1 protein-coding gene is annotated in these 14,814 nt (G+C 36.5%); it reads left to right on the top strand.

Annotation, left to right across the window (positions count from 1 at the left end):
- The first annotated feature begins 81 nt into the window (after positions 1–81).
- Complete coding sequence (locus DKG80_RS03610) at positions 82–14,655, top strand: Ig-like domain-containing protein (RefSeq protein WP_109829913.1); 14,574 nt, start codon at positions 82–84, stop codon at positions 14,653–14,655.
- Positions 14,656–14,814: the final 159 nt, after the last annotated feature.

A 14,814-nucleotide genomic window follows, 5' to 3' on the forward strand; every position in this document is an offset into this window, starting at 1 on the left:
TGTTCAAGTTTTTAATTGTGTTATTATAATAATAGTGCATTTTCAAGTTTGTTGATTAGTAAAGACCATAAGATCATAGCTATGATTAGAATATATACTCAAATAAAATATACATTATCAGTTTGCCTGCTGTTATGTATTTCTTTTGTTGGTTTTGCACAAACTGTAGATCTTAGTTTAAGTTCTCCTACAGCTACAGAGTCAGGAACAACAGTTATTACTGTGACAGCAACTACGAGTGCTAATGTTACTGGTGGAGATAAAACAGTTGATGTAACTGTTACAGGTACAGGGATAACAGCTGGTGATTTTGGAGAAGGCTTGACTCAAGTAATAACTATTCTTAATAATCAATCTACAGGTTCTGTTGATTTCACGGTAACGGATGATTCAGATGCCGAGGGTGATGAGACAGCGACTTTTTCTTTAAGTAATTACGCTTCCCCACTTACAGCCGGGACGACAACTAGTGATGATGTTGTCATCACTGATGACGATACATCTGTTTCCATCGCTGCAACGGATGCTGTAAAAGTAGAAGGAGCATCAGGAACTACCTCTTTTACTTTCACCGTCACTAGATCAGGAGACTTATCAGGTGCGAGTTCTGTTAATTATTCTGTTACAGGTAGTGGAGCTAATCCAGTAGATGGTTCTGATTTTGGAGGTTCCTTACCGAGTGGTTCTGTGAGTTTTATTGCTACAGAAAACTCTAAAATAATAACAATCGATATTGTAGGAGATAATGATTTTGAAGCTGATGAAGAATTTACGGTAACCTTGAGTGGTGAAGTAGGAACAGATTTGGGGACTACTACTGCTATAGGAACAATAACTAATGATGATACATCCGTTTCTATAGCTGCAACAGACGCTGTGAAATCAGAAGGAGCATCAGGAACTACTTCTTTTACTTTTACAGTTACTAGAATAGGAAATCTTTCAGGTACAAGTGATGTTGATTATGATGTATCTGCTTCTATGACCAACCCTGTTGATGCTGCCGATTTTGGTGGGGCTTTTGCTAGTGGAACTATTAATTTTCTCGCCTCAGAAAATTCAAAACTAATAACAATAAACGTTAGTGGGGATACTGATGTTGAAGTTGATGAAGAGTTTATTGTAACCTTAAGCAATGAAGTTGGTACCGACTTGGGAACCACGACTGCTACAGGGACAATTACTAATGACGATACATCTGTTTCCATAGCCGCAACAGATGCTACAAAAGCCGAAGGTAATTCTGGTACAACAACCTTTACTTTTACAGTGACTCGTTCAGGATTGTTGACAGGTACTAGTTCAGTAGATTATGCTGTTACAGGTACTGGTGCTAATGCAGCTGATGCTACTGATTTTGGAGGTTCGTTACCTTCAGGAACAATTAATTTTGCAGTCAGTGATGCTTCAGAGGTTATTAGTATTAATGTATCTGGTGATGCAACTTCTGAGTTTAACGAAGAGTTCACAGTTACTATTGATAATCCGTCATCTACTCAAATCGGAACTTCAACTGCTACAGGAAGTATTACTAATGATGATATAGACACAACACCTCCAACACTTGATGCAGCTAATAGCGCGCCTGCTGATAATGATAATAATGTATTATGGTCTCAGGACATAGTTTTACATTTTAACGAAAATGTACAAGCAAATAATCCTTCAGTAACGGGAGACATTGTTTTATATGATGGATCTGGTGAGGTAGAGAGGTTTACCCCTGGTACAGTAGCGGTTGGAATTTCTAATAATCAAGTTACAATTAATCCAACAGTCGATTTTGTGCTTGGTGAAGATTATTATGTTTTAATAGAAACGGGTGCTTTAGAAGATATATTCGGGAATGACCTAGTAGCTATTACTGATCCTACAGTTTTAAATTTTTCTCCGGTACAAGTAGTTATTAATGAGATAATAAACGATCCACAGAGCGACTGGAGCTCTGGAAGTTTTACAGGGACCGTGAGCGGAACTACAGTGAATGAAGATGATGAATGGATTGAATTATATTCTGTTTCTGATAATGTTGATCTTTCAAGTTGGACTGTAGAAATTGATAATGGAAATGATGCCTCTATAGAGTGGAGTGGGAATTTTACTTCTACGTTTAATTTTCAGGTAGCTTCTGGTGCTGGATCATTAACAGATATTGACAATGGTGGTTATTTAGTACTTGGAGACCCTACAGGAGCTGATAATCTGTCGCTCGATGTTACGCTAACTTTGAAAGATCCTAATGGTGTTGTAATTGATGAGGTCGTACTATCAGATGGTGGTGATCCTGATGGTAATGCTACTGATGGAAAAATATTTGATGAATCTGTTTTTAGGTTTCCAAATGGAGTTGATACGGGCGTAGATGCTGACGATTTTATTAATGGAGCAGCGAGTATAGGAGCAGCTGGAAATGATGGGCCAACTTTAACATTTGCCAGACAAGATCCATCAACTTCTACAACTGGTAGAGACAATGTGGTATTCAGAGCAACTTTTAGTGAAGATGTAACTAATGTAGATGCAACTGATTTTGTGGTCAGCGGCGTCACGAGTGCCGCAGTAAGTGGGGTTAGTTCAGTAGATGCATCCAATTATGATATCACCGTTTCAGGATACGGAGTAAATACAGGTACATTAAGTATTACTCTTGGCGCCTATACAGGAACTTACAATATTGTAGATGTTGATGGTGGAAATGCAGTGTCGTCAATTACTTCATCCCAAACATATTCCATTGTTGCTCCTGAAGTTAATTCTACAATTGCTGCTGTAACTTCTAGTGAAAGTGGGCTTATTGCGTATGAAAATTTTACTGCTGCAAATACATTGACTACAAGTAATGCAGTAAAATTATTTTCTTTTAATGTAGCAGATGATGCTGGCGATGAATTACCGACTTTAATTAATTCAATAACATTAACACTTGCAGCAACTGATTTGTCAGAATTATCTGCGGTAGCAATTTTTGATGAGAGCAATAATAATATTGGAGAAATAACAGGAGGTTCGTTAGCTGCTTTTGAGGAAATAACTTTAACATCTACAGAATCCATTGGAGAAGGGCTTGATGAAGATTACCATGTTTATGCCACGTTTTCTACTACTGTAACTGAGGGAAATCAATTTACAGTAGGTGTTAGTGTAGTGAATCAACCAATTACAAATACGTCAATAGTGGCTGTACCAATTTCAGCGACCAGTGTGAATACTGGATCTGAAAATACCTTGGAAGTAACAGCTAATGATATTTATATGACGAGCATTGGAGGGGCAGATCCAACGATTGTATTATCAGAAACTAATGTTCTTAGTATTGCTTTGGGTGTTCCATTTTCTGTTTCTGTAGAAATGAGGGATGCAAATGGTAGTATTGATTTAAATTACGGAGGGACGGTTGCTGTTGTAGACCCAACTCCTGACGCTAATTTTACAGGTACAAATATTTCCGCTCTCTCTCTTACAAATGGTACAGCAACTTGGACTGATTTACAATTTGATAACGTAAGATCGGGAGTTACTTTAACTGTAGAGGATAATACCAACAATTATCAAGATTCGCCCGTATTCACTTTTGATGTTTCGGCATCCACATCTGATATTATAGAAGATCCAGCATTTATTTATCCTCAAAACATTGACTATACTCTTCATCAAGGGTCAATTAATAATAGTACAAATCATGGTGTGCAAATTGCTCAATTTATAATTTCAGACGGTGTAAATGGCGTTCGTACTGATGCAGATTCAAATCCTACTCGTCTTGATGCAAATGGCTGTGGAGGAGGTAATAATTCTCCAGTTTGTCCAAATTCTGCGGATGGTTTTAAGATTAGAGTTACTAACGGTCTGGATAATATTGATAAAATAGCTTTATATACTATAGATGCTGTTGGTGCTACTGGAAATGTCATTCCTGCTGATACAGAGATAGGAGAGTATAGTTCATCAGATAATGGAGGAACTGGATTGTATACTTTTAATTTAGATGATGATAACTCTAACTGGACTAACAATGATAATTTTGATATTCCCGATGGTGAATTTAGAAGAGTAGGAGTTTATGTTACTTTTAAGCAAGGAGATGATGAAGTGACAGATAATGAGATTATTACATTAGAAATTGAAGAGGCTTATTTTGATCAAAATAAATCAGGATTGGCTAATCCAGATGGTGCCCCTGCTGGCAACCCAACTTTAAAACCGAAAACTAATCCTACTACCGACGAAAATAAGATTGAAGTTACGGCTACTGATATTTTCAGATTGGGAGGTACTCTTAATGATAACGTTACCCTAGAAAGAGATAACGGTTTTTCTCTTGATTTAGAAGCTGTTGATGGAAATGGAAATTTAGATTTGGATGTTAACGGAGCAGTTGAATTTACTTTTAATGATGCTGACTTATCAATTTACGAATTAGATGAAGCGAACTTTTCGTCTGGTACGATCAATATAGCAAGTGGTTTCTTTGGAGGAGTTTCTAATGGAGGTATTGCAGATGATATAAGTATTGGTGCTACAGGAGTTTCGACTCCAGTTACAGTTACTAACGTTACAATAAATGATTCTTTTATTCCTGAAATAACATCTCCTTTGACGGATTTAATTCCTGCAGATCTGTCAGATACAGGTACCGATGAAGTGTTTTCTACAGATGAATTAGTAATGGTTTTTTCTGAACCAGTAATAGCTAATGGAGGAAATATTAACGTTTTTAGTTTGAAAGACCCTTTAAATCCAGCTTACAGCTTTAGTGTTCTGGATATTAATTCAGTAAATGTTAATTTGGAGACCGTTACCATTTCTTTGGGAGAATTGTTACCAAAAGGTATTGGATATTTTGTGCAGATAGATGACGGTGCTTTTGTAGATGCTGGCGGAAATAAATACGCTGGAATAAGTAGTGCCAATGGTTGGAACTTTAATGTAAAAGATGAGGGGATCTCTATTGCTTCAACCGATCCTTCAAATGGTGACACTGACATTCCAGTAACTAAATCTATTCTTTTGACATTTGATGAGATCGTTCATGCACCTACTGGTCTATTTAATATTACAATTACAGGAGATGATACTTATTCAGAAACTCTTACAACTCAAGATACGGATGGTGTAGCAGATAATGTAGGAAATGATCCAAGAATAACAGGTTGGGGGACAAATGAAATTGTATTAAATCCTACTGCTAATTATGGTTTGTCAGAAGTTATTACTGTTAGTATTCCAGCAGGTGCATTTGAGGATGTGTCTAATGTAGGAACGTTAAACCCGACCACATTTTCCTTCACTACTTCGAATGACGCAGGAGATATTGACCCTCCTTTAATAACACTCTTAACGCCAGCAGATGACGCAACTAGTGTAGACCCTAATATAGGAAGTTTAGTACTTACTTTTAATGATAATGTAGAAGCTGGAAATGGATTGATTCGTATTCTAACAGATACTTCACCTAGGATCACTGTAGCTCAGTTTCCGTCTTCTAGTGTTCGTGTTTCCTATAGCAGCAATCAAATGACTATAAATTTGACGGGGATTACGCTTTCAGGTAATACTCCTCATATAGTTCAAATTGGTTCAAGAGCGATTGTTGATGATGCAGGTAATGAATTTGCTGGTATTTTAAATTTTACTGATTGGACTTTTACAACTGATTCAGATGCTATACCACCAGTTATTAGTGCGTTAGACCCTATAAAAAATGCTTCAGGTGTAGGGGTAGGTTCTATTTTAAGTGCTACTTTCAATGAGCCAGTAAACTTCGGGTCTTCCTTCGAGATAGAGTTGTTTACAATTACTTCCACTACCCCAGTAGAAACTTTCACTGCTGCGAGTATAAATGGTGATGCCACTTTAGATGATGGTGAAATTGAAATAAGAGGAAATGTACTTCGTATTAATCCAACTAATGATCTATCAGGTTTGAACACTTACTATTTCAAAACGGTAACAGATGATGGTGTAGCTATACAAGATAATTCGATGCAAGCATTTGCAGGGATTGAAAGTGCAAGTGTTTGGAATTTTACTGCTGCCATCGAAGAAGATGACCCAACTTACTCCAGTATAGATAGTCCAGCCAATGGAGCTAGTAATGTCTCTGTAACACCTACACTTACCTTCACTATGAGTGAGCCGGTAAGAGGTATTTTTAAGAGAAATATTAGAATCCGACAACAAGGAGCTTCATCAGACGCAGAAGTTTTTTCTGCGGATAACATTGAAAAAGTACAAGTATCTGGTAATACAGTAAGTGTATCTGGTTTTACTCTTCAAAATTCTACCACCTATGAGATTTCAATTGATGCAGCAGCTTTTGAAGATTTTTCTGGTAACGCTGTGGCAGGAGGAATAACAGGATCTACACAATGGAGTTTCACGACAATAGATGATGTTGAACCACCAATTCTCGTTTCTGAAAGCCCTGCTGATAATTCAACTGGAATTGTGGCAGCTACAGGCGCTGGAAATGAAGTGACTTTTGAATTGACTTTTGACGAACCAGTGCAATTAGGTAGTGCCGGAAGTATTACGTTGTTTTATGACGAAGCTTCAGGAGCGGATTTAGAAGTTATATCATATGATGTAACTCAATTAGCTGCATTTGCGGAGAATACTGACAATGATGAGGTTATTGCTTTTACAAGTTTCATTAGTTCAGGTGATTCTGAATATTATGTGTTAGTAGATGAAGGTGCTATAGTAGACCTTTCTACTTCTGGTGTCAATTCGTTTGTAGGTATTTCTTCTCCAAATACATGGAATTTTGAAACAGATCCTCTTTCAGCATCTCCTCCTCTGCATTATTTCCAATACTCTAACCCTATGGATGTAGTTAATGGTGATGAAGTTCGGTTGTATTTTAGCCAGTATGTAACACCACAGTCGGGTAAAACTTTAGATTTCTATTTTGGAGACAATGACATGAATCTAGCTAATGATACGCTGGCTTTTAGTATAGATGTCGACGCTGTATCACTTTCAGGTTCAGATCCAATTACGGGTTACTTTGGGTTTTTCTATGATATTTCTGATTTAACTGGTCAACAACTTCCAGGGGGAACTTCTTACTATATAACATTCCCAGGAGATGCTTATGTGGATAATGAAGGTGAGTTTCATTCTGGTGTTGCAGCAGGTGTTGAGATGTTTGATACAGATCCGGCAACAGACGTGATTGTGCCTGAAATGACCTTAAACCCGCTAGATGGCTCTCCAACTGTTTCAATTACAAATAATATTGTAATAACATTTGATGAGAGGGTAATTCCTCAATCAGGTAAGTCATTACATCTCTATTATTCCAATGGAGAATTAGTTGAATCTTTTGATGTTGAAACCGATGGAACGTATTTAGAAGATGCTACTGTAGCTCCAGGGTCCTCTATAACGTTTAATAGAACTTTATCTGGTAATACTTCTTATTATATTTTATTGGATGATGAAGCTTTTAGTGATGCCTCTGGTAATCTAACCTCTGATATTTCAGCTACTAGTGATTGGAACTTTACTACTAATTCAGCTAGTGATACTTCAGATCCAGTGGCTATTCTTGATCCGTTGAATACTACTACCAATGTTGATATTAGATCGAATCTTGTATTGACTTTTGATGAACCAGTATTTTTAAGTACTGGTAACTTGACTATATCTGACGATAATGGGATACTTCCTGATGTGGTTATTTCTTTAATAAATAACCCTGAAGTTTCAGGTAGTGGTACTACTATCATTACTATAGACCCTACTAATGACCTGTTTGCAAGTAATGATTATACCATTGATATAGATAATGGAGCGGTAAAAGACGGATCAAATAATACATTTACTTTAGGAACTTGGTCTTTTACAACTCAATCAGGAATGCTTATTGAGAATGCTGGAGCTTCACCAGTAGATATTCCTACTATTGACGTGTGTCCATCAGGTGCTATTATTGGATTGAATGGTGTTGGTGATATTGTACTGAAAGAATCAAATATGGATGATTTCAGAGATGGTGCTGGTACTTATACTATAGAACTTGAACTAGGGTCAGGATTCTTTTTTGAGTCAAATACTGTAGTAAAAGGAGCTTCATCAGTAGAAGGAGATATTACGGTAACTAGTGTGACAAATGATGGTAGAAATATCATAGTTACTTTTGATCATGATGGAACATATGGAACACATGATCAAATTGTTCTGGAGGGAATAGCTATTAATAAAGGTACTGCGACTCAGACAACAGCGACAATTTTCAGGTCGGGTGGTAATGCAGATTTATATGGCAACAGTGTTTCTCACGGCAGGTCGCATCTTGATGTAACATATAATGCTCTTCAGAATAGCAGTCCTATTATTACAAATAATAACGGTGGTTTAGATGTGTCAAACGATGTCTATGCTATTGTTCCAAATAGTTCAATAAGTTTAACAGCATCGCCTCAGTTAGGAGATTCATTTGACAGTTATAACTGGCATTATTATAATTCAAATACAACACAATCGGTTTCAGCAACTGTTACTGAAACAGAACTAAATGGTGGTACATTCCCAAGTAATTTTGATAATACTTCTGAAGGAATATATCAATTAACAGCTTATGGAGTAGAAGAAAATGGTTGTATTAGTACAGGAACTAATGTGGATGTAGCTGTTGTTGAAATTTTACAGTCTCCTTTGGGCAGTCAGTTTTTAGTTACGGATGATCCTGTTACTATTTCAGGTTCTAATCCAGCTAATCATACAGTCTTCTTTACAGGAGATAATCTTCAAGGTGCAAATACAGGAACTGATCCAGCGACTGTTAATTTTGTCCCCAGTTTAGGTGTTATATCTGCTTCAACTTTTAGTTATAATATTCAGAATACATCTACAGGATCGAGTTATGTATATACGAAAAATTTCGATGTTGTAAATCAAGCTGAAATTTTCACCAATGGTACTTCTGACATTTTTGTTGAAGCTGATTATTGTTTTGGTGAAAATACTAATGTGGTACTTAGCGTAAAAACTGCTGATTTGACAGGTGATATTTCATTCTACAATTTAGAAATTAGATCTAAATCAAATCCAGGTTATACTATTCCAACCGGTACATTGACAGCTCCTGCTGGCCACACATTATCAGAAGGAGGTACGATATCTGCAGGTTGGACATTTAACCCTCAATCTTTAGAAGTAGGAGAATATCAGTTGGTAAGAATTGCCATGGATAAATCTCAACCAGGAGGGTATAATGCTACGAATGCGTTTGAATTTTTTAATAATACTTTGATAGTTAATGATTTGCCTACAATAGAGCTGATTGGAATACAAGACAATTGGTATTATTGTGAGGATGGCACTGATGTAAATTTAACAATTGACTTTTCAGGTACATCAGGTACATTTAGTAGCCAAGCAATAACTAATATTGATACGTCTCGATACAATCCAGTTTCGATGATTTATGAAAATGAAGATAATTTAGCTTCTGATTTATTTTCGCCAGTAGCATGGGGGCCAGGAGAATATAGAATTTCTCACACTACAGATGCTGTTGACAATCCAATTGATACTGATGGTATAAATAATACCAAAGGTTGTGTGAATACAACTTTTAAAGATGTAGAAGTTCTGGCAAAGCCAGATCAGCCAGCATTATTGACGTCTTTGACTGGGTTTGGAGTTGAAAGTTCAGGAGACTATGTGGTTGAATTTAATGCAGACGGTATTGAGGTATTTCCAGATTTGATTTCAGAATATACTCCTGCCACTGATGTAATCAGCTGGTATTTATTTTCAAATGGTCTAGGAGAGTTTACCAGTTTGACTGACGAAGAAGTGATGACTCCAAATGATTTTATTGGAACGGACCAACCAAATAATGCACTTTCTACAGATTTATTTTTCTCTAATACATTATATACAGATATAAATAGCTCAGGTTTTGGAGGTTGTGAGTCAGATTTATCTAAGATTGATATTGAAATAAGAAGTAAACCTAGCATTCCAATAATAGACTTGGCTGTAGATCCTGCAGATGGTGAGGTTTATCAAGAAAATAATGAATATCTGTATTACTTCTGTTCAGACGGAGTTGTTGCAAGCACTGGAAATGAAGTGGTATTAGAAGATACTAAGGATACTGATGAGGCTACCGAATCATATTTTGTATTATACTCAGATGCCGCAGGTTTGAGTCCTTATGACTCTTCAGCAAATCTGAACTTTATTAATCCATTCTTGCTTCCAGGATCAGTTTTTAAGGATCAGAATGGAGCAAATTGGACAGGTCAAGGAGGACAGTATTTATCCTTCTGGGTGGCTCAAGTTTATTATGATAATAATTTCGATGGGGGTGGTACTGATAAGGAAATTGATCCATTGTATACTGGTTATAGAGGTTATAGGAGTGATTTGGTAAAAATCACAGTAGAGGTTAACACAATTCCGATATCGCCCTATATAAGTGATTTTAGAGGGATTACTTCAGATAGTACCTTCCAGTTTTGTAGTGGAGCAGTTTCTGATAGACTAGAAATTGATTTGCAGGACTATGATGATCAGTCATTTGCGTGGTATACCGCTGCTAACGGAACTGGTCAGATTCCTCTTGTTTCTATTGATGGTTCTAGAGCCAATAGGACAGAGTTAGGATATGTGAATACCAATACATCAGGTAATAGCCCTGAAATTGAAACGTACTACGTTAGACAATTTAATGCACCTAATAGGTTCGCTACAAATGCAAATAAAACTGCCTCTTATTTAGGCTGTCCTTCACCAATTTCGGCAGCTCCTGCAGATACTTTAACGACAGTACAAGTTATTGTTTATCCAGCTCCAATTGCTCCATTTAATACAGAGGTAAACGATGGATCAAAGGATGTTTATTTGTATTGTGAGCGATATAATGTATCAGACAGTTTGTTGACGATTACCGATGCAGAAATGGAAACAGGGTCTAGTAATATTTATAACTGGTATCCATCGGATCCAACGAGTGTTTCTGTTGCCCCATTTATCAATACTAATCAGGATGATCTATTGACTCCTGAAGATGAAGGTGCATTTAGTTTCCAGTTTTTGGACCTTAATAATATAACAGACATTAATACAATAGGGACGAGTACTATTTATGTAACTCAGACAACTTTTGGTTTATGTGAAAGTGCACCAACTCAGGTAGACATAGTTATAAATCAAACTCCTACCGTTGAGATTTTTGATCAAGATGGAATTGATATGAAGGACGGTTCAGCATTTGATGCTACTGTTTGTTTTGATTTGGAAAATAGTTATCAAGCAGAAGTAGACGGAGATGTATATAATTCAACCTACTCTGGAATAGCTGGTACGGCATCTTGGATTGCAAATGATGATGATGGTACTAATGATGGTTTTACAGCAGATACTTATTTCTTTACCATCAATGGTGAAGCTGCTCAACTAGACGGTTATAATTCAAGCACACCAGATGTTGTACAGTTTCAGCCAGCACTAAATCATGAATTTAAATTTGCCTATGAATATACCGCTACAGGTTGTTCTGATACAGTTTCTGCTATAGTGAAAGTTGACCCTATACCAGAGTTAACTTTGTCAAGTACATCAACAGGAGCTGCTTTCGGAATTTCAGATACTGAATTTACAATTTGTGAGGGCTTGACTGATACTAGATCTCTTGATGATCCAGAAGGTGTAGGAGATAATTTCGTCATTAATGCAGGTAGAGGAATAACAACAACAGGAAGCAGGTCTTTCATTATTAATTATGATAATGATGGAGATGATATTGATGATTATACTTCTACACTTTTGGATTTGAACGCATCAGTATCCACTAATACAAGTATTGATGAGATTACTGTAGATTCAAGACTATTAGGAAGTCAAATTTTCGGGACCGATTTGATGCCGAAGACTCAAGGTGATTTTGAATTGGTTTTTGAGTACACGGATGGAATCACAGGTTGTAATGATACTATTTACAAAACTATGCATATTAATGTCATACCTGAATTCTCTTTTGATGTGGATGGTGGATGTGTTGACCCTCAAGTTAACATTTCATTCGAGTCAACCTATGATAGGGTAGTTCGGGAAATAGGATTAGGTTCAACTGATCCAGTTCCTAGCTATACTGGTATTGATAGAAGTGATTTAAATTGGATATGGGACATAACAGATGCTGATGGAGGTGTTTTTGCGAATAATAAAGCCACTACTCTTGTTGGTCCGTTGACTGATTTATCTGTTGCTGCGGAGTTTGACACGATTACTGTAGATTTTACTATAGCTCAGGGGTCTAGTCAAGCGGATTATCAGTTATTAACTATTGGTGAACATAAGATGACTGGTTGTAAAACCGATTTTATTGATGATTATACTAATAGAGAATTGTCAATTCAGAAGAGGCCTGAACCTTCAATAGTTTGGGAGGGAGGCACCGAAGGTTTACCGATCCAGTTCTATGTAAATGAAACATTCCTTTCTCCTGAGAATATTAGTGAAATTCATATTTCAACTGATGCTACATTAGATGATACTTATGATGTGGATAATTTTGATGTAAGTACTTTAGGCGGTTATTCGTATGATTTAAATATAACAGGTCTTTCTGTAGATATTAACCCAGATGTTAGTATAGAAGAGTATGAAGTTGTTGAGGATTATAGAACTCTATATAAGGAAGAAACAGAAGTATTTGGGTATAATAGCACTGGTGCATTTCCAAATGAATTCTCTACTCAGTTTACTGCTGGAACATATGAATTGACAGCACTTGTAATTTCTAATCAAGGATGTCATGATATTATTACTAGAGAAATGGAAATACTTCCTTCCATTGTTTCAGATCCGGTTATAAATGATCCAGTAAATCAGTTTTATGGATATTATGAGGATTTCTCCACTGATGCTGAGTGGTTTATGGAACGCTACAATTCAAATGTTGTTCTTTTAGGATACGACTCTATTGATTCAAATAATGATGGAAACTTAGATGCAATAATCGATGCAGGCCTACACAGTAAAGCATCATGGGGATGGAATTCTGATATTGCTTCAGGTGTCACTGATCGAAATGGAAATGTGATAACTGGAGAGAAAGGTGCTGATAATGGTGGTTGGGGTACAATATTTGACTTCGAAAATGGATCTAAAATAAACTATTATCAGTCTGATGAAAGTGTTTGGCTATACAGTCCAGCATTTGATATTTCAAACATGTCTTTTCCTATTGTTTCTTTTGATTATGCTTACAATTTTATGGAATCCAATGAAGGTGTCGTTTTGCAATACTCGGTTGATGATGGAATAAATTGGATTAGATTAGGAAGTTTTGACGAAGACAATAGAACGGCATCTGGTTTAGAATGGTATAATGATGAAACGGTATTGACAGATCCAGGTAATCAAACACAAGAGTTTGGAGAGGAGTCATCTCATGGCTGGTCTGGAGGTGACGCTACCGATGATTTGTATACTTTCACATGGAGACAAGGACGTCACAAGTTAGATGAGGTGGCTGGAGCTACCAATCTTAGATTTAGGTTTGCTTTAGCATCTTCTTCGACTGTTACAGATGAAAGAGAAAATTACTTTGGCTTTATTCTAGATAATTTTGCTATCGAAGAAAGAAGGAAAAAGACTTTAGTAGAAAACTTCTATTCGTTATCCCCAGAGTCAGAAAATGTAAATGATGAAACTGAAGGTATCAGATCTAGTATTGAAGGTATACTTGGAGACCAATCATTTATTATGGTAAATTATCACGCAGACTTTGGATATGAAGATCCATTTAATCAAATGAATCAGTCTGACGTAGATGCTAGGATGTCGTATTATAGTGTTGAAAGTGTTACTTCACTATTAGGAGGTCAAGAAGGAGCCATTGAAGCTGATCAAGGAAGTTTGACTTGGGATAAGAATAACTTTGATCTGGATGGACTTATTAGACCGAGAGTTCTTTTAGACATTGAAGGTGATCCTAATGCTTCTGAAGGTGTGATTTCTGGTACAGTGAAAGTCATAGCTAATGATGATATAGCAGAGAATGAAGAGCTAGTTCTAATGGTAGCTATCATAGAGGATACAGTATCGGCTGAGATAGCAGGAGTTTCGACAACTGAACATGCAAGTGTACTTAGAAAGTTACTTCCAGATGCTTCTGGTCAGTACGTAAAAATAGGAACTGGAGGAACCACATCTGGAGAAATTATTCAGTTTGCTAATGGAGTGGATGAGTTCCCAATAGAATGGGAAGTGGTAGGAATTTCTGATCCTACTAGATTGTCAGCAATCGTTTTCGTTCAGAATGTAATTACTAAAGAGGTATATCAAGCTGAAATAGTAAGAGCAGCAGATGGTGATCTTTTTGTCTCTAATAAAACATCAAAAGATGGGCCTGCCCTAGGTATTTCAGAGAGCTTATCAAATAATGATTTCATCATGTATCCAAACCCAACTGATGATTTAGTGAAGGTTAAATTTGATAATGCTGTAGGTGAGAAAGTAGATTGGATACTGGTAGATCAGATGGGAAGAGTAAGGGATAGAGGTAGCTTGAATCCTGGAATGGAAAAATTTGAGATTCAAACTCACTCATATCCTCAAGGATTGTATTATTTATCAATTAAAGGAGCTTCTCATGAGTTCAAATATAGAAAATTGATGGTTTATAGATAATTGTAAGAAAAAGATACACTACAGGAAGGCTTGGTCAATATAGATCAAGCCTTTTCTATTAGTATAAAACCAAATTTATAAGTTTTTACGCTATGTTGAGTTTGACTATTAATCTGGGAGTTTTTAACAGACTTACTCAAAAAAAAGTCCTTGAAATAG

It is taken from the genome of Reichenbachiella versicolor, from assembly GCF_003171675.1.
Classification (GTDB): Bacteria; Bacteroidota; Bacteroidia; order Cytophagales; family Cyclobacteriaceae; genus Reichenbachiella; species Reichenbachiella versicolor.

What these genes read in the sequence shown, in the direction of transcription:
- DKG80_RS03610 (WP_109829913.1), top strand. Translation starts at nt 82, where the DNA reads ATGATTAGAATATATACTCAAATAAAATATACATTATCAGTTTGCCTG.